18 protein-coding genes are annotated in these 17819 nt (G+C 68.1%); 10 read left to right on the top strand and 8 right to left on the bottom strand.

Features of this window, described 5'->3' with window-relative positions; translation table 11 throughout:
- Positions 1–32 precede the first annotated feature (32 nt).
- The 4 genes from ROJ8625_RS18935 to ROJ8625_RS18950 are packed head-to-tail and all read right to left on the bottom strand — an operon-like array spanning position 33 to position 3956.
- Entirely contained in the window at positions 33–617 is a 585-nt protein-coding gene (locus ROJ8625_RS18935; RefSeq protein ID WP_085793492.1) for a GNAT family N-acetyltransferase, read from the bottom strand.
- Complete coding sequence (locus ROJ8625_RS18940) at positions 617–1879, bottom strand: M16 family metallopeptidase (RefSeq protein ID WP_085793493.1); 1263 nt, start codon at positions 1877–1879, stop codon at positions 617–619. The genes ROJ8625_RS18935 and ROJ8625_RS18940 overlap by 1 nt, the downstream gene beginning before the upstream one ends.
- A complete protein-coding gene (gene thrC / locus ROJ8625_RS18945; protein ID WP_085793494.1) occupies positions 1876–3267 on the bottom strand; it encodes a threonine synthase in 1392 nt (463 codons plus the stop codon). The genes ROJ8625_RS18940 and thrC overlap by 4 nt, the downstream gene beginning before the upstream one ends.
- A complete protein-coding gene (locus tag ROJ8625_RS18950) occupies positions 3264–3956 on the bottom strand; it encodes an SURF1 family protein (protein ID WP_085793495.1) in 693 nt (230 codons plus the stop codon). The genes thrC and ROJ8625_RS18950 overlap by 4 nt, the downstream gene beginning before the upstream one ends.
- Before the next feature lie 255 nt (positions 3957–4211).
- On the opposite strand from ROJ8625_RS18950, the gene ROJ8625_RS18955 reads away from it, so the two are divergent.
- From ROJ8625_RS18955 to ROJ8625_RS18970, 4 genes are read left to right on the top strand one after another with little or no spacing between them, the layout of a single operon-like run.
- Positions 4212–5180, top strand: a complete 969-nt coding sequence (locus ROJ8625_RS18955) for a glycosyltransferase family 2 protein (protein ID WP_085793496.1) — start codon at positions 4212–4214, stop codon at positions 5178–5180.
- 4 nt (positions 5181–5184) lie between these two features.
- A complete protein-coding gene (locus tag ROJ8625_RS18960) occupies positions 5185–5586 on the top strand; it encodes a GtrA family protein (protein ID WP_085793548.1) in 402 nt (133 codons plus the stop codon).
- Entirely contained in the window at positions 5583–6344 is a 762-nt protein-coding gene (locus tag ROJ8625_RS18965) for a methyltransferase domain-containing protein (protein ID WP_085793497.1), read from the top strand. Before ROJ8625_RS18960 ends, ROJ8625_RS18965 begins: the two co-directional genes overlap by 4 nt.
- Positions 6341–7720, top strand: coding sequence for a hypothetical protein (locus ROJ8625_RS18970; RefSeq protein ID WP_143535200.1), 1380 nt, complete (start codon positions 6341–6343; stop codon positions 7718–7720). Before ROJ8625_RS18965 ends, ROJ8625_RS18970 begins: the two co-directional genes overlap by 4 nt.
- A gap of 21 nt (positions 7721–7741) precedes the next feature.
- On the opposite strand, the gene ROJ8625_RS18975 is transcribed toward ROJ8625_RS18970, so the two are convergent.
- The gene (locus ROJ8625_RS18975) at positions 7742–8923 is read right to left on the bottom strand and encodes an alpha-hydroxy acid oxidase (RefSeq protein ID WP_085793499.1); all 1182 of its coding nucleotides are present in this window, start codon (positions 8921–8923) and stop codon (positions 7742–7744) included.
- A 182-nt stretch (positions 8924–9105) separates the two neighbouring features.
- On the opposite strand from ROJ8625_RS18975, the gene ROJ8625_RS18980 reads away from it, so the two are divergent.
- Positions 9106–9633, top strand: coding sequence for a flavodoxin domain-containing protein (locus tag ROJ8625_RS18980; RefSeq protein WP_085793500.1), 528 nt, complete (start codon positions 9106–9108; stop codon positions 9631–9633).
- Between the two features lie 69 nt (positions 9634–9702).
- On the opposite strand, the gene ROJ8625_RS18985 is transcribed toward ROJ8625_RS18980, so the two are convergent.
- The 3 genes from ROJ8625_RS18985 to trpA all read right to left on the bottom strand — a co-directional run bounded on the left by ROJ8625_RS18985 (position 9703) and on the right by trpA (position 13097).
- On the bottom strand, positions 9703–10941 hold the full coding sequence (locus ROJ8625_RS18985; protein ID WP_085793501.1) for a saccharopine dehydrogenase family protein: 1239 nt from the start codon (positions 10939–10941) through the stop codon (positions 9703–9705).
- Positions 10942–10997: 56 nt separating this feature from the next.
- Positions 10998–12095, bottom strand: coding sequence for a carboxynorspermidine decarboxylase (locus ROJ8625_RS18990; protein WP_085793502.1), 1098 nt, complete (start codon positions 12093–12095; stop codon positions 10998–11000).
- A gap of 210 nt (positions 12096–12305) precedes the next feature.
- Positions 12306–13097 carry a tryptophan synthase subunit alpha gene (gene trpA, locus ROJ8625_RS18995; protein ID WP_085793503.1) on the bottom strand — a complete coding sequence of 264 codons (792 nt, stop codon included), beginning with the start codon at positions 13095–13097 and terminating at the stop codon, positions 12306–12308.
- Positions 13098–13271: 174 nt separating this feature from the next.
- Between trpA and ROJ8625_RS19000 the strand changes: the two genes are divergently transcribed.
- The 5 genes from ROJ8625_RS19000 to ROJ8625_RS19020 all read left to right on the top strand — a co-directional run bounded on the left by ROJ8625_RS19000 (position 13272) and on the right by ROJ8625_RS19020 (position 17774).
- Positions 13272–13733 carry a hypothetical protein gene (locus ROJ8625_RS19000; protein ID WP_143535201.1) on the top strand — a complete coding sequence of 154 codons (462 nt, stop codon included), beginning with the start codon at positions 13272–13274 and terminating at the stop codon, positions 13731–13733.
- A gap of 10 nt (positions 13734–13743) precedes the next feature.
- Entirely contained in the window at positions 13744–14643 is a 900-nt protein-coding gene (locus ROJ8625_RS19005; RefSeq protein ID WP_085793505.1) for an NAD-dependent epimerase/dehydratase family protein, read from the top strand.
- A 142-nt stretch (positions 14644–14785) separates the two neighbouring features.
- Entirely contained in the window at positions 14786–15415 is a 630-nt protein-coding gene (locus tag ROJ8625_RS19010; RefSeq protein WP_085793506.1) for a DUF1007 family protein, read from the top strand.
- Positions 15397–16359: a nickel/cobalt transporter gene (locus ROJ8625_RS19015; protein WP_085793507.1), complete on the top strand. Its 963-nt coding sequence runs from the start codon at positions 15397–15399 to the stop codon at positions 16357–16359. Before ROJ8625_RS19010 ends, ROJ8625_RS19015 begins: the two co-directional genes overlap by 19 nt.
- A gap of 41 nt (positions 16360–16400) precedes the next feature.
- Positions 16401–17774 carry an MATE family efflux transporter gene (locus ROJ8625_RS19020; protein ID WP_085793508.1) on the top strand — a complete coding sequence of 458 codons (1374 nt, stop codon included), beginning with the start codon at positions 16401–16403 and terminating at the stop codon, positions 17772–17774.
- Positions 17775–17819 lie beyond the last annotated feature (45 nt).

Below are 17819 nucleotides of genomic sequence, written 5' to 3' on the forward strand. Positions count from 1 at the left end.
AGCGCGTGCGCGCAGCGGCGCCACAGGCCCGATCAGCCGACCTGCGTGCGGCCGCGCCGGTCCATCCGGAGCGCGGCGTAGAGAACATGCGTGCGCCAGCGGCCGTTGATCTGCAGGTAGCTCTGCGCGACGCCTTCGTACTTGAACCCCGAGCGTTCGAGCAGACCGCGCGAGGCCACGTTCTCGGGCAGGCAGGCGGCCTCCACGCGGGAGATGTCCATCCGTTCGAAGGCCTGGTGGACCATCGCGCCGATCGCCTCGCGCATGTAGCCCTGGCGTGCGAAGGGCTGGCCGATCCAGTAGCCGAGCGTCGCCGACTGCGCCGGGCCGCGGCGGATGTTGTCGAGAGTGATGGCGCCGAGCAGGCAGTCGTCGGCGCGGCGGATCAGGAAGACGGGCACGGCGGTGCCGCCGGCGATCGAGCGCCCGGCCCAGTAGACGCGGTTGGTGAAGGCCTTGCGGCTGAGGTGATCGCCGGCCCAAGTGGGCTCCCACGGCTTGAGGAACTCCGCGCTCTCGGCGCGCAGCCGCGACCACGGCGTGAAATCGGCATGCGCCGGCGGACGCAGGGTGAGACGCTCGGTCTCGATCCGGAACCGCCGTCGCAATCCGATCATCAAGCGGCCCGACGCGCGGTGAGGCTGGCGAAATCGGGCGCGCCCGAGACCGGGCCGTAAAGCGCCATCGCCGCCGGGGCGGCGCTTGCCTGCGCCTCGGCGAAGGCGCGCACGTCGGCATCGGTCACGGCATCGAGCCGCGCGACCGTGTCCTCGATCGAGGGCACCTTGCCCCAGATCTGGATCATCCGCGCGGCGCGCTCGGCCCGGGCCGAGGGGCTTTCGAGCCCCATCAAGAGGCCGGCCTTCATCTGCGCGCGGGCGCGCGCGATCTCGTCGGCGCCGAGGTCGTCGGCGGCGCGCTTCATCTCGTCGATGGTGATCGACGTCAACTCGCCGATCTCCTCGGCGGAGGTGCCGGCATAGATCGTGGTGGTGCCGGTATCGGCATAGGCGCCGGACTGGGCGAAGATCGTGTAGCACAGGCCGCGGGTCTCGCGGATTTCCTGGAACAGGCGCGACGACATGCCACCGCCGAGCGCCGTCGAGTAGATCTGCGCGGTGTAGAAATCCGGCGCGCGGTAGCCCGGCGCTTCGAAGGCAAGCGCGAGATGCGCCTGTTCGAGCCGCTTCTCGCGGCGGACCTCGCCGCCGCGGAAGGTCGCGGGCAGCGCCTCGGCATGGCCGCGCGGGCGCATGTCGCCGAAGAGCGCCTCGGCCTGCGCGACGAGGCGGTCGTAATCGACCGCTCCGGCCGCCGACAGGATCAGCTGGTCCGGGCCGTAATGCTCCTCGACAAACGCGGCGAGATCGGTGCGGCCGAAGCCCCCGACGCGGCCCGCCTCGCCGAGGATGGCGCGGCCGATCGGCTGCTCGGGATAGCAGGTCTCCTGCAGCCAGTCGAAGATGATGTCGTCGGGCGTGTCGAGCGCCTGGCCGATCTCCTGCAGGATCACGTGGCGCTCGGTCTCGATCTCCCGCTCGTCGAAGAGCGGGTTGCGCAGGATGTCGGCGATGACCTCGAGCGCGAGGCCGGTATCGGCCTCCAGCACGCGCGCGTAGTAGGCGGTGACTTCTCGGCTCGTGTAGGCGTTGATGTAGCCGCCCACATCCTCGATCTCTTCGGCGATGCGGAGCGCCGAGCGGGTCGCCGTGCCCTTGAAGGCCATGTGCTCCAGGAAATGCGCCACGCCGTTCTGCTCGGGGCGCTCGTGGCGGCCGCCGGCGGACACCCAGATGCCGAGTGCCGCGGATTTCAGGCCGGGCATGTGTTCGGTGACGACGCGGAAGCCGTTCGGAAGGGTCGCGGTCTGTACGGTCAAGTGCGGATACGCTCCTGAATCAGTGTCTCGAGGGCGGCGAGGTCGTTGGGTGCGCGGGTGATGCGCTCCTCGCGGTCGAACAGGTCGGCCATGCGCTCTGGCAGGGCCGGGCGAACGCCGGTCGCGGCCTCGACCGCGTCCGGGAACTTCGCCGGATGGGCTGTGGCCAGCGTGACCATCGGCACGGCGGGATCGCGGATGTCCTCGGCGACCTTCACGCCGACGGCGGAATGAGGGCAGAGAAGCTCGCCCATCGTGGCGTGGGCGCGGGCGATCCACTCGGAGGTCTCCGCCTCGGAGGCGCGGCCCGAGTCGAAATGCTCGCGCAGCGCCTGCAATGCGCCCTGGCTCACGTGGAAGCCGCCGCCGGACTTCAGCTCGTCCATCAGCTGGCCCACCGCCGCGCCGTCACGGTCGTAGGCATCGAAGAGCGCGCGCTCGAAGTTGGAGCTGACCTGAATGTCCATGGACGGCGAGATCGACGGTGCCACGGCATCGGTGCGGTAGTCACCCGAGGACATCGCGCGGTGAAGGATGTCGTTCTGGTTCGTGGCGATCACCAGCCGGTCGATCGGCAGGCCCATGCGCTTGGCGATGTAGCCGGCGAAGATGTCGCCGAAATTGCCCGTGGGCACGGTGAAGCTGACGGCCCGGTCGGGCGCGCCGAGCGATACCGCGGCGGAGAAATAGTAGACCACCTGCGCCAGCACGCGCGCCCAGTTGATCGAGTTCACGCCGGCGAGGCGCACGCCGTCGCGGAACGCGAAATCGTTGAACATGTCCTTCAGACGCGCCTGCGCGTCGTCGAAATGCCCGTCGATGGCCACCGCGTGCACGTTCGCCTCGGCCGGCGTGGTCATCTGACGGCGCTGGACCTCGGAGACGCGGCCATGCGGGTAGAGGATGAAGACGTCCGCTGCATCGAGACCGCGGAACGCCTCGATCGCCGCGCTTCCGGTGTCGCCCGAGGTTGCTCCGACGATGGTCACGCGCTCGCCGCGCCGGGTCAGCGCCTCCTCGAAGAGCTGTCCGATCAGCTGCATCGCGAAGTCCTTGAACGCGAGCGTCGGCCCGTGGAACAGCTCGAGCAGGAAGTGCCCGGGCGCGAGCTGGACGAGCGGCGCGCGCGCGCCGTGGCCGAACCCGGCATAGGCCTTCTCGATCAACTCGCCGAACGTGTCGTCGGAGAACGTGTCGCCGACGAAGGGCCGCATCACCCGAAAGGCAGTGTCCTCATAGCTCGCGCCGTGCAGGGCGCGAATGTCGGCGGCGGACATCTGAGGCACCGTTTCGGGGACATAGAGCCCGCCGTCGCGCGCGAGCCCGGAGAGCATCGCCGCCTCGAAATCCAGCACCGGGGCCGTGCCGCGGGTCGAGACATAGTTCATCGCAGAGGTTCCTCGGACTGCCGGGCGAAGGTATCGCGGCGGATCCAGATCACGGTCATGCCGATCCAGATTGCGGCCAGCGAAAACCAGGTGATGGCGTATTGCAGGTGGTCGTTCGGGATACCGGCGGTCGACACCGGCAGCGGCTGGATGCCGGGCGTCGCCGGCGTTTCGGACCGTACCACCACGAGCACCGGATCGGTATCGAGCGTGTCGGCCAGGGCCGCGATGTCCCGCGCGAACCAGGTGTTGCCGCCCATGTCGTTCTCTGGCGTCGACGGATTGCGGTCATCGGGCCAGTGCAGGTTGCCGCGGAGCGCGGTCTCTCCGATCCGGCGCGGCGCGTCCTTCTCGGTCACCGGCACGAAGCCGCGATCGACGAGGACGCGGCGGCCGTCCTCCGTCGCGAATGGCGCGATGACGCGGTAGCCGGCCCCCTGCCGTTTCTGGCTGACCAGCACGTGCACCTCGCCGGGGCCGATCGAGCCGTCGAGAGTCACCGGTGCGTACAGATGGGCCTCCGGGTCGGGATCGGCCGGCAACGCGATCGGATCGCCGCCGATCGTGCTCTCGATCTCGCGCAGGATGCCCTGCTTCCACTCGAGCCGCTGCACCTGCCACACCCCGAGCGCAACGAGGATGGCGGCGCCGACGAGGCCGATCAGAATAGGAGCAGCTAGGCGTTTCACGGGGCAGTCGCGTCCGGTCCGTGGCAAGTCGCCCCGTGCCGGGGGCAGCCCGGACTTACTCCCCGCGCAGGGGAAGGTTCAACCGCAATCGCGCGCGCAACGACGCCCGGGGCGATCCGTCGCTCCGGTGGTGGCCGCGGTCGCGTTTCCGAAGGACGAACAACCGGGTTCCAAAACCGGTCCAATGGTGGCCAAATTTGAACCACAAACGGGGGCTAGTCCGGACTGCAACGAAGACACGCCCGGAGTCCGGTCATGCACCTGTCCATCGTCGTTCCCTGCATGAACGAGGAAGCCTCGATTCCCGCGCTCGTCGAGCGGTTGTCGCAGGTCGTGGCGCCGTGGCGGACCCAGGCCGAAATCATCCTGGTCGATGACGGCTCAACCGATGCCACGTGGGAGGAGATCGAGCGCGCCCGCGCCACTTGTCCGAACCTCGTCGGACTGCGCCTGTCGGCCAATCGCGGGCACCAGGTCGCGCTGACGGCCGGGCTGGAGGCGGCCCGGGGCGAGCGGATCTTCATGCTCGACGCCGATCTTCAGGACCCGCCCGAGCTCTTGCCCGACATGATGTCGATGATGGATCGCGGCTATGACGTAGTCTATGGCCAGCGTGCCCGCCGCGAGGGCGAGACCGCGTTCAAGCGAGCGACGGCCCACGTGTTCTACCGTGCGCTGAATGCCATGTCGGACGTCGACATCCCGCGCGACACCGGCGATTTCCGCCTTGTCAGCCGCCGGGCCCTCGACGCGGTGCTGGCGATGCCCGAGCGCGCCCGCTTCGTGCGCGGGATGTTCGCCTGGGCCGGCTTCCGGCAGATCGGCCTCGCCTACACCCGTTCCGCGCGCGAAGCCGGCGAGACCAAGTACCCCCTGCGCAAGATGGTGCGGCTCGCGACCGACGCGATGACCGCCTTCTCGACCAAGCCCCTGCGGCTCGCCACCCGGCTGTCGTTTCTCAGCCTCGCGGTCGCGGGGCTGATGATGGTCTACGTCCTCTATTCGCTGGTCGTCTACCAGACCGCGCCGGGCTGGGCCTCGATCGTGCTGGCGATCGCCGCGTTCTCGGGGGTGCAGCTTCTGACCCTCGGCATTCTCGGGGAGTATGTCGGGCGCCTCTACCTCGAGGCCAAGGGCCGCCCGCTGTACTTCGTCGACGAGGACACGCGCGCCGGTGCGGAGCGCGCCGCGGCCGATCTCGTTCCGTTGCGCCAGCGGGCCTGATCCGATGCCGCGAACGGCTCGCCTCCTGCGCTTCGGGATCGTCGGCGCCGGCGTCGCGGCGCTCTACGTACTGCTCTACGTCGCGTTCCTCCGCGCCGGCATTCCGCAGGGCGTCGCCAACGTCGCGGCGTTCCTGATCGCCGTCGCGGTGCAATATGCCGGCCAGGGGGCCTTCACCTTCGGGCGTCCGCTCGCCGATCCCGCGCAGGCGCTGCGCTTTGCGGTGATGATCGGGCTCGGCCTTTTGACGTCCGCCGTCGTCACCGGCGCGATCGGCCCCGCCGCGGGCCTGCCGGATTGGGCGTCTGCCGCCCTCGTCGCAGTCGTGCTGCCGCTGCAGAACTTCGTCCTCATGTCGCTCTGGGTCTTCACCGGGGGCGCGCAGCTCAGGGATCACACGCAATGAGCCATCTCTACTCCGATACGTTCTTCGACTACATCGAGCGCGGCGCCCGGAGCTCCGCCCGGACGCTCGTCGGGCTTCTGAACCCCTGCCTGGCGCCGCGAAGCGTGCTCGACCTCGGCAGTGGCCGCGGAGTTTGGCTCGACGCCTGGAAACATGCCGGCGCGACGGACATCCTCGGTGTGGACGGCGACTACGTGGAGCGTGACCGGCTCGCGATCCCGGCGGAGAGCTTTCTCGCGGCGGATCTCACGCAGCCTGTGGAAACCGGCCGCCGGTTCGACCTCGCCCAGAGCCTCGAGGTGGGAGAGCACCTGCCGACCGAAGCGTCCGAGACGCTGGTCGACAGCCTGACCCGGGCGTCCGATCGCGTGCTCTTCTCGGCCGCAGTGACGGGGCAGGGTGGCGAGTTCCACGTCAACGAGCAGCCGCTGGCATTCTGGCAGGAGCTCTTCGCCGCGCGCGGCTACCGCGCCTACGACTGCCTGCGTCCACACCTGACCCGCGCGCGCGAGGTCGAGCCGTGGTATCGCTACAATGCCGTGCTTTACGTCAACGAAGCCGGAGCCGAAGGACTGCCCGACGCCGTGCGTGCCCACGCCGTGCCGGACGGAAAGGCGGTGCCGAACGGGGGCGACGCGCTCTGGCGCCTGCGCCGCGGCATCGTCTCGCACCTGCCGCGCGGTGCCGTCACCGGCATCGCGCAAGGCCGCGCCCGCCTGATCGCGGCGCGCGCCCGGCGCGAGGCCCAGACGGCATGACCTATACCGCAACGGATGCATCGATGATGCCGCGACACGTCGCGGTCGCGACGCTGGGCGACCGACTGGTTCCGGTTTTCGCGGCGACGCTGCTCGGCGTATTCGCGATGTCGCTGCCGAACCTGGCCGACCCGATGATCCGGCACGACGACTACCCCGCCTTTTTCGGCGACGCCGACGCGTTCTGGAACAAGACCCTGCACGAGGGCCGCTGGCTCAGCTACGTCTGGCACTTGCGGGGCTTCGAGACGCCGGCGTGGCTGAATTTTTCGGTCTACCAAGGGTTCTGGGCGCTTTTCTGCGCGGGCCTGGCCACCGCCGCGATCGGCCGCGACGGTCCGCGCTGGCTCGCGATCCTCCTCGCGCTGTTCATCGCGGCGGCGCCGACGGCTCTGCGCATCTCGCTCTGGTTCAACACGCTGGTCCCAGGGGTCGCGCTGATCGGGGTCTATGCCTGGCTAGGGTGCCTGTTGCCGCAGCGCCAGCTAAGGCTCTGCCTGCCGGTGTTCACCGTGGTCGCGTTCATGTCGTACACGATGTACCCGGTCCTCTTGCTGGCGATTTGTCTCGTCCGGACCGCAAACCGGTCGATGCGCGACCTCGCCGGTTTGATGGCGCTGTTCGTGGTCAGTTTCGCCGCGGCCGTCTTCGTGACCTACGCGATCAACTGGCAGGTTCACGGCGTGTTCGGCGTGCCGCTCGCCGACTGGCGCGGCGCGACACCAGCCGGCGATCTTGCCGGGCTCGTGGCGAACCTCCCCGAGATCACCAAGTCGGTCATCAACTATGCCTACACGGTCGCCTACAAGTTCGAGCCTGCGATCGTCTTTCATGTCTTGCTGTTCGTGGCCGGTTTCGCCATTCTTCGGCGGCGCGCACCCGTCGAGGCGTTGTACCTGACCGCCGGTCTTCTCGTCGGGCTGGGTCTCGTGGCGCTTCAGGCCATGAAGCTCGGCGTTTTCGTTCCGGCGCGTGCCTACGCGTTCGCATGGACCTTTCACGGTCTGGTCCTGTGCCGTGCCCTGACGCTGATGGCCGGCGACAGTGCACTGCGGATCGCCGTCGCGCGCGTGTCGGTTCTGCTGGTCGTCGGCGGCTGCATGACGATGAACGCTGTGATCTACGGCATGTATCAGCCCTGGCGGACCGAGACGGTCGCGCTCGCGTCGGTCGTGGCGGAGGCCGAGGCGCCAATTTTCGTGCGCGGTGATGTCGTCGAGTGGCCCGCAGCGGTGGCCGCAGGCGTCCAGTTCGACACCGCGATGGAGCGGCGGATGCGTCAGCTGACGGGCCGCAATGTCGAGATCTGCGCGCATGCGCCGGACGAATGTGCCGCGGCGGAGGCGGGGCGCGGCACGGTCATCGATCTGCCCTGACCGGCGGCCGCGCCGCGCGCCTCAGGCGTTGCGGCGCGGATCCTCCCACCGGCCGGAGAACCCCTCGGGCACCAGCAGGATCTCACGGTCGATGTCGGTCACATGCCGACGCCCGCAGAGCGCCATCGAGATATCGAGCTCGTTGCGGATGATCTCCAGCGATTTCGTCACGCCCTGCTGTCCCATCGCGCCGAGGCCATAAATATAAGCGCGGCCGATATGGACGCCCTTCGCGCCCATGGCGAGCGCCTTCAACACGTCCTGACCCGAGCGGATGCCGGAATCGAGGTGCACCTCGATCTTGTCGCCCACGGCGTCGAGCACAGGGGTCAGCGCCCGGATCGAGGACAGCGCGCCGTCGAGCTGGCGGCCACCGTGGTTCGACACGATGATCGCGTCGGCACCGACATTGACGGCCTGCCGCGCGTCCTCGGGATCCATGATGCCCTTGATGATGAGTGGGCCGTTCCACATGTCGCGGAACTGCCGGATGCGATCCCAGTTCAGCGACTGATCGAATTTGGCAGCCGTCCACGCCATCAGCGAAGAGGGATCGTCGATCCCCTCGACATGCCCGACGATGTTCCCGAACTGCCGCCTCTTGGTCGACAGCATGCCCATGCCCCAAGACCATTTCGTCGACAGGTCGATCATGTTGCGCAGCGTCGGTTTCGGTGGCGCGGACAGCCCGTTCTTGTGGTCCTTGTGCCGCTGCCCGAGGAGTTGCAGATCGACGGTGATGACCGCGGCGGAGCATTTCGCCTCCTTCGCGCGATCGAACAGGCGCTGCATGTAGTCGTCGTCGGTCAAGGTGTAGACCTGCAGCCAGAACGGCTTGGACGTCGCAGCGGCCACATCCTCGATCGAGCAGATCGACATCGTGGAGAGCGTGTAGGGCACGCCGAACTTCTCGGCGGCCTTGGCGGCTTTGATCTCGCCGTCCCAGTGCTGCATCCCCGTCATGCCGACCGGCGCGAGGGCGACCGGCATTGATACGTCTTCGCCCAGCATTGTGGAGCTCGTCGTGCGGTTGGCCATGTCCACGGCGACGCGCTGACGCAGGTAGAGCTCGTCAAAGTCAGAGCTGTTCTCGCGGAAGGTCTGTTCCGTCCAGCTGCCCGACTCGCAGTAATCGTAAAACATCTTCGGGACGCGACGCTTGTAGATGCGCCTGAGGTCCTCGATCTCGGTAATCACGGGCATTCCGGTTCTCCTCCGCGGCAGTGCCCGGAGGAGTAGCAAGGCCGGCCGTCACCGGCAATGTCGGCTCTGTCGCAGTGCCTCGGTGACGAGGTGTACGCCGGTTGATCGCGATCAAGGCGGGCTGGTGGGCGGTGCCCCAAGATGCAGGCGATCGGTGGGCATGCGGCTGACGGGAGGCAGGGATGAAGATCTTGGTGGGATATGGAACGGGCGAGGGGCACACGCGGCGCATCGCGCGGCACGTGGCCGACCTGACCGTCGCCGAAGGTCATTCGGTCGAGCTTCTGAACCTCGCCGATGCGGAGGGCCTCGACCTGGCGCGGTTCGACCGGGCGCTTCTGGCCGCGTCCGTCCATGTGAACCACTACCAGCGCGCGCTCGGCACATTCGCGGCAAGGGAGGCGTCACGCCTCAACGCCATGCCGACGCTGTTTCTGTCGGTGTCGCTGGCCGCGGCCGGTCACGACGACGAGGACTGGAAGGGGCTTGAACGGATCCTCGCGGACCTCGAAGCGGCCACAGGCTGGACCCCGGGGCGCGTGTCGCAGATCGCCGGGGCGTTCCGGCCGGAGCGCTACGACGTGTTCCGACGCTTCGTGATGCGCCGGATCATCGCCGTGAAGGACCCGAAGGCGGACCTCGACGCGGGCAAGGACTACACCGACTGGCCCGCGCTCGACGCGCTGGTGCACGACTGGTTGCAAAGCTGAGGCGCGGCACCGGCCAGTCGAGCGGTCCGGGGGCAGGGGCCGGGCGAGTTCGTCGCCCGGCCGGGCGGATCAGGCGTTCCAGGGCCGGTCGTCGTTACCGATTTGGACCCGGGTCGGCAGACCGATGCGATCGAGAACGGTAAAGAACGGCTTGGGGTCGAGTTCCTCGACGTTCTTCATGGTCTTCGTGTCCCAGTCGCCCTGCGCGATCAGGATCGCGGCGGCCACCGGCGGCACGCCCGCCGTGTAGGAAATGCCCTGGCTGCCGACTTCCTCGTAGGCATCCTTGTGATCGGCGACGTTGTACACGAAGGCTTCGACATCCGAGCCGTTCTTGGTCCCTTTCACGAGATCGCCGATGCAGGTCTTGCCCGTGTAGTTCGGCGCGAGGCTCGACGGATCGGGAAGGCACGCCTTCACGACCTTGAGCGGCACGACCTCCTGCCCCTCGGCGAGGCGGACCGGGTGCTCGGACAGCAGGCCGATATTCTTCAGCACGGTAAACACGTTGATGTAGTGCTCGCCGAACCCCATCCAGAAGCGCACGTCGGCCTGCGGATAGTTGGTGGCGAGCGAGTGCACCTCGTCGTGCCCGGATTGGTAGGCCGTCTGCTTGCCCACGACCGGCAGATCCCACTCTCGGCCGGTTTCGAACATCGACTTTTCCTTCCACTTGCCGTCTTCCCAGTAGTAGACGACGCCGGTGAACTCGCGGAAGTTGATCTCGGGATCGAAATTGGTGGCGAAATACTTGCCGTGCGAGCCCGCGTTCACGTCGACGATGTCGATGCTCTTCACCTCGTCCATGAATTCGTCGATCGCGTAGCGCGCGTAGGCGTTCACCACGCCCGGGTCGAAGCCCGCGCCTAGGATCGCGGTCACGCCCTTCTCGGCGCAGGCGTCGCGCTTTTTCCACTCGTAGTTGGCGTACCACGGCGGGGTCTCGCAAATCTTGTCGGGCTCTTCGTGGATGGCCGTGTCGATATAGGCCGCGCCGGTGGCGAGGCAGCCGTCGAGGACGTGCATGTTCACGAAGGCGGTGCCGACGTTGATGACGATCTCTGCGCCGGTCTTGCGGATGAGGTCGGCGACCTGATCGGATTGGGTCGCGTCCACCTGGTGGGTCTCGAAAACGCCGTCCTGCTTCATCGCGCCCTTGGCGTGAACGCTCTCGACGATCGCGTCGCATTTCGCCTTGGTTCGCGAGGCGATGTGAAGGTCGCCGAGGATGTCGTTGTTCTGCGCGCACTTGTGCGCAACGACCTGGGCGACGCCGCCGGCGCCGATGATGAGAACGGTCTGCTTCATGGGTGCGAGACCCCCTTTTGTCTCCTGAGTGGGTTCCGGGGCGAAAGGGCCGGAGCTCAGCCGAGCGCCGCCTTGAAATCGTCGTAGCCGAAATCGCGCACGAGACGTTCCGTCCCGTCGGTCTCGCGGATGGCGATGGCCGGCATCTTGACGCCGTTGAACCAGTTCTTCTTGACCATCGTGTAACCGCCAGCGTCCTGAACGGACAGCCGGTCCCCGGCGGTCAAAGGCTGGGGAAAGCGGAACTCGCCGAAGATGTCCCCGGCAAGACAGGATTTGCCGCAGATCATCCATTCCTCCGGCCCGTCGTCGGGCGTCATCTTGCCGCTCTCGCGGTAGATCAGCAGGTCGAGCATGTGCGCCTCGACGGAGCTGTCGACGATGGCGAGGTTCTTGCCGTTGTGGAGGGTGTCGAGAACCGTGACCTCGAGCGTGGTCGAATTGGTGATCGCGGCCTCTCCGGGCTCGAGATAGACCTGCACCTCGTTCTGCCCGCCGAACCGCTTGAGACGCTCGGCAAGCTTGTCGAGAGGGTAGCCATCGCCGGTGAAGTGGATGCCGCCACCGAGGCTGATCCAGTCCATCCGGCGGATCAGGTGGCCGAAGCGCTGCTCGATCATGCCGAGCATGGCGTCGAAACGCTCGAAATCCGCATTCTCGCAGTTGTTGTGGAACATGAAGCCCGAAATCATGTCCGCCACCGGCTCGATGTCCTCGGGCGCGTGCTCGCCAAGACGCGAAAACGGGCGGGCCGGATCGGCGAGGTCGAAATCCGAGGTGGAGACGCCCGGATTGACACGCAGGCCGCGCGTGTGATCCCGGCTCGGCGCTTCGAACCGGCGCAACTGGTTGGCGGTGTTGAAGATGACCTTGTCCGAGACGCGGATCACCTCGTCGATCTCGTGATCGGCCCATGCGACGGAGTAGGCGTGTGTCTCGCCGCCGAACTCCTCCGCGCCGAGCTTGACCTCGAACAGCGACGAGGAAGTCGTGCCGTCCATGTATTGCCGCATCAGGTCGAACACGCCCCACGTGGCAAAGCACTTGAGCGCGAGAAGGGACTTCGCGCCGGATTCCTCGCGCAGCCAAGCGATCTTCTCGAGGTTCGGAAGAAGTCGCGACTTGTCGATGAGGTAATAGGGCGTGTCAGGCATGGCGCTGGACCTTTCCTCTCGCTGTCAGGCCTAGAGCAAGGCACGGGCACGCGGGATCACGCCCGCGGAGTGGGAGATAGAGGCTCTGCGCGGGTGGGACAAGGCGGGGGCCGTGTCACCTGCCTTCTGTCGCTCGCGCGAGAGCCGTGCGGGGGACGCCCGGAAGTCAGCACAAGAGGTCCCTCAGGGACGGGGCGCAAACGCGGCGGTCTAGGCGGAGTGCGCGCCGTCGGCGAGCGACTTGACGAAGGCCAGCACGTCCTCGGTCTTTCGCCCGGACGCCATCTCGCTGACGATGGCCGAACCGACGACGCAGCCATCGGCCGTGCCGGCGATCTCGCGCGCGGTGTCCGGCGTGCGGATGCCGAAGCCCACGATCACGGGCAGGTCTGTCTGCGCCTTGATCCGCGCGACCTCCGGTCCGACCTCGGCGGCCTGAGCGGCGGCCGCACCTGTGATGCCGGTGATCGAAACGTAGTAGACGAAGCCCGACGTGTTCTCGAGCACCTTCGGCAGCCGCTTGTCGTCGGTCGTGGGCGTGGCAAGGCGGATGAAGTTCAATCCTGCCTTTTGCGCGGGAATGCAGAGCTCGTCATCCTCCTCGGGCGGCAGGTCGACGATGATCAATCCGTCGATGCCGGCCTCCCGCGCCTGCGACAGGAACCGGTCCACGCCGCGCGAATAGATCGGGTTGTAGTAGCCCATCAGCACGATCGGCGTCTCGTCGTCGTCCTCGCGGAACGCGCGCACCATGCCGAGCGTCTGGTCGAGCGTCATGTGTCCGGCGAGCGCACGCTGCCCGGCCTCCTGGATCGTCGGGCCGTCGGCCATGGGGTCGGTGAAGGGCAGGCCGAGTTCGATCACGTCGACGCCGGCGCCGGGAAGACCCTTCATCAAGGCGAGCGACGTGTCGACGTTCGGATCGCCCGCCATGATGTAGGCGACGAACGCCTTGCGACCCTCGGCGCGCAGCGCGGCGAATGTGTTCTCGATCCGGGTCATGGTCTCTGTCCGTCCTCCGTCCACTCAGTGGGATCCCCTGCCAGCGCAGCCGTGGGAAATCAATGGCGTTCGGCGCCGAGGCCGTGTCACCCTGCGCGGGCGCGCCGCCGGATGCCCCCGGGAACCCCGGTCGGGACCCGGCGTTGACCGCCGATCAGAGGAGACAGACTTTCGATGCGACCCATAGCGTTCCTGGCCCTGCCGCTCGTCGTTGCCGCCTGCGCGGCGCCAATTGCCCCGTCCTCGGGGCCGATGGCACAAGGGGGCATGGCTGCCAACTGGACGCTTGGCCCGGACGGCCGCCGCGCCGTCCTGCCCGCCACCGGCGACAGCCCGCAGGTCAGCATAGCTTGTGAAACCTCGGCCACCGGCAGCCCGGCCCCGGTCTGGACCGTCGCGTCGCCGGCGCCGGACGGGGCCGGAGAGATCCTGCGCATCGCCTCGAGCGGGTTCAGTTCGGCGCTGGGCATGACCGGGGTCGGCGGCGTGTGGCGCGGCGCGGTTGCGCTCGACGATGCCAGCCGGCAGGTCCTGCGCGATGGCAGCGGGCCGGTAACATTCACCCTGCGCTCCGGCGTGTCGGCCACCGCCGCCAATGCCGGCCCGGCGCTCGACATCTACGCCAGCTGTTCCTGACGGGGTCTACATGCGCATTCTCTTCACCGGGGGCTCCGGCAAGGCCGGCCGCCACGTCGTGCCGTATCTTCGCGATCTGGGGCATACGATCGTCAATGCCGACCTGCAGCCGCTCGGGGCGAGCGGGGTCGACGACCTGCGGGTCGATCTGACCGACAGCGGGCAGGTCTGGGCTGCGCTCACGCAATTCGGCGATATCGGCGAGCTCGACGATCCCGCGGCGACAGACCGGTTCGACGCGGTGGTCCACTTCGCCGCGATCCCGCGGATCCTGATCGCCTCGGACGGCGAGACCTACCGCACCAATGTCATGGGCACCTACAACGTGATCGAGGCCGCGGTGAAGCTCGGCATCCGCAAGGTCGTCTTCGCCTCTAGCGAGACCACCTACGGCATCTGCTTTGCCCGCGGAGAGATGGTGCCGGACTACGTTCCCGTCGACGAGGCGCACCCGACGATCCCGCACGACAGCTATGCCATGTCGAAGGTCGCCAACGAGGTGACGGCGCGCAGCTTTCAGGCGCGCTCGGGCGTCGACATCTACGGCCTGCGGATAAACAACGTCATTGAACCTCATGAATACAAATCGGATTTTCCCGCCTACCTGCAGGATCCGGACCTGAGGCGGCGCAATATCTTCGCCTATATCGACGCACGCGACCTGGGGCACATGGTGGAATGCTGCCTGAACACCGACGGGCTCGGCTACGAGGTGTTCAACGTCGCCAACCCCGACACATCTGTCGGCATCCCCTCGGCGGAGGTCGCGCAACGGTTCTATCCGGGCGTGCCCGTGGCCCGCGAGATGGGCGAATGGGAGACGTTCTATTCGATCGAAAAGGCGCAGCGGCTTCTGGGCTACGCGCCGAAGCATTCGTGGCGCGACGCCCTCGGGATGGAACGGCCCTGACGCCCGGACGGTGATGCGGGTGGCCCCGGGCGCCGGACACCCCGGAAAAAATGCGCGGCGATCCGCGCGTCCCGCCGCGCACGCCTGCAATGCCCGCCGACGCCGCTTGCCGAGATGCCGTCCGGCACGTTATGCGACACGCATGTTGCGCACTGCTATAATTGCCGGCCTTGCCGCGTTGCCCACGACGCTGGGTGCTCATCCGCACGTCTTCGTGGACACGGTTTTGAACGTCGTCGTCGACGATCAGGGCCGGATCACCCAGACCGAGATGACGTGGAGCTACGACGAGCTCTTCACGCTGCTCATCCTCGAGGACGAGGGCCTCGATTCCGACGCGGACGGACAGCTGACGGACGCCGAGCGCAAAGAGCTTCTGGGTTTCGACTTCGAGGTCTGGCCCGAGGGTTTCGAGGGCGATCTGTACCTCGAGGCGCAAGGGGAGAAGGTCGAACTCGGGCACCCGGTCTCGACCGAGATCGACGTCATCGAGGGCCGGATCGTGGCGACACACACGCGCACGGTCCCCGACGTGCCCGCCGAGGGCGCCGTCTTTCGCCAGTACGACCCGACCTACTACGTCGCCTACACGCTCGACGAGGTGACGGTCAGCGGAGAGTGCAGCGCAGACGTCGCCGCGCCGGATCCCGACGCCGGTGAAGAGGCGCTCGCGCAGGCGCTCACAGAGGCGTCGGAGGACCAGTTCGAGGTGCTCGAGCTCGGGGTACATTACGCCGACACGATCATGGTGACATGCGCGCCATCCTCCTGAGCTTCGCCGCGCTGATCGCGGTCCTCGCGATCTGGCTATGGGGCTTCGGCGGTGCCGCGCACGTGGCGGCCTGGGCCGCCGCAGGGCAGGCCGAGGCGCAGCGGTCCATGGCGCTTGCGCTCCGCGCGCTGCGGGCCGGCGAGCCCGGCGCGCTCGCCACGCTTTGCGGGCTTGCCTTCACGTACGGGGTCTTTCACGCGGCTGGGCCCGGCCACGGCAAGGTGCTGATCGGCGGCTACGGGATAGGGCGCCGTGTCGCCGTGCTGAAGCTGAGCGCGCTCGCCCTTCTGTCGAGCCTCGCACAGGCCGCGACGGCGGTGATCCTCGTCTACGGGGGGCTATGGCTACTCGGCTGGGGCCGGACCGAGATGACGGGCGCGGCCGAGAGGGTCTTCGCCCCGGTCAGCTACGGTGCGATCGGTCTGATCGGTCTCTACCTTCTCGTGCGTGGCGGCCGCCGGCTCTGGCCCGCCCGCGCGCTGCAGCTGCAGGGTGCGGCGGCGCCGGCGGGGGCCGCCGCAGGCCACCACCATCACCATGATCATCACCATCATTCGGTCGCAGAGACCGGGGCCGAGTGTCCCGGCTGCGGCCACGCGCACGGGCCGACTCCCGAAGAGGCCGCGCGCGTGGGATCGGTGCGCGAGGCGCTGGCCCTGATCGGGGCCGTGGCGATCCGCCCCTGCACCGGCGCGCTGTTCGTTCTCATCCTGACGTGGCGCATGGACATCGCGGGCGCGGGCATCCTCGCGACCTTCGCAATGGGGCTCGGAACCGCTGCGATCACCGTCGGCGTCGCCGTGGCCGCGATCACGCTGCGGGAAGGCGCGCTGACGCGACTCTCGGCCGGACCGGGCAGTGCGCGCATCCTCGCCGGCATCGAGGCATTGGCCGGCGGCGTGATCGCGCTTCTTGCGCTGGAGTTGATGATGCGGGCGCTCTGAGCAGCCTTGCGGGGCGCAGGCGCCGGGCGTAGAGCCCCGGCATGACCGCCCGTCACCTGTCCTATCCCGACCACGCCCGCGCGGTGATGGCGTTGGGCCTGCCGCTCGTCGGTGGGCATCTGGCGCAGTTCCTGATCGGCCTGACGGACACGATGATGATCGGCTGGTACGGGGCCGAGGAACTGGCGGCGCTCACGCTCGCGCATTCGGCCTTCTTCACGCTGTTCCTGCTGGGGGCCGGCGTCGCATGGGCGGTCATGCCGCTGGTGGCGAGCTATGCCGCACGCGACGACCAGGTGATGATCCGCCGCGCGACCCGGATGGCGCTGTGGCTGTCGCTGATCTTCTGCGCGCTCTCCGCGCCGGTCCTGTGGTTCTCGGGACCGCTGCTGCGCCTGCTCGGGCAGACCGAGGGCGTTGCCGCGAACGCGCAGATCTACCTGCGGATCGCGCTCTTCGGGATGGCCCCGGCGCTCGGCATGCTGGTCATCAAGAGCTACCTTGCCGGGCTGGAGCACACCCGGATCGTGTTCTGGGTCACGTGCCTCGCGGCCGCTCTGAACGTCGGGTTCAACTGGGTGCTGATCTTCGGCAATCTCGGGTTTCCCGCGCTCGGGATCCGCGGCGCGGCTATCGCATCGGTGTTGACCCACGGCGTCAGCCTCGCCGGGTGCATCGCCTATGCCCGGGCGCGTCTGCCGGAGCACAACCTGTTCGTCCGGTTCTGGCGCCCGGACTGGGAGGTTTTCGTGCAGGTCTTCCGGCTGGGCTGGCCGATCGGATTGACCAATCTGTCCGAGGTCGCCTTGTTCGCCGGCTCGGCGGTACTGATGGGATGGCTCGGGACGGTGCCGCTGGCCGCGCACGGGATCTCGGTCCAGTTGGCGACGGCAGCCTTCATGGTGCACATGGGCCTGTCGAACGCGGCAACGATCCGGGCCGGCAACGCCTTCGGTCGCGGCGATGCCGATCACCTGGCGCGCGGCGCCTGGACGGTGCTGGCGCTGTCGGCGATCGCGTCGCTGCTTACCGTCGCGCTGTTCCTGCTGGCGCCGGCGCCGCTCGTGGGCGCGTTTCTCGATCCGGACGATCCGGACCGGGCGGCCATCGTCGCCTCGGGTGTCACGCTCCTGGCCGTCGCGGCCCTGTTCCAGCTCGTCGACGGGGCGCAGGTCGTGGCGCTCGGCGTGCTGCGCGGGGTGCAGGACACGCGGGTGCCCATGTGGATGGCGGCGTTCGCCTACTGGGGCGTCGGCATGCCTGCGGCGCTCGGGTTCGGCTTCTGGCTCGGTTGGGGCGGGCCCGGCGTCTGGCTCGGCCTCGTGCTCGGGCTCGCGGCCGCGGCGGTGCTGCTGCTGGCACGGTTCTGGGGCCGGACGTTGCCGCGGTTCCACAACACGGCCGCCACGGCCTGAGCCGCGTCCTTTCCCCACTCCCCATCGGGTCGCGGGTCGTGCTAG

Source organism: Roseivivax jejudonensis, assembly GCF_900172265.1.
In the GTDB taxonomy this organism is placed as follows: Bacteria; Pseudomonadota; Alphaproteobacteria; order Rhodobacterales; family Rhodobacteraceae; genus Roseivivax; species Roseivivax jejudonensis.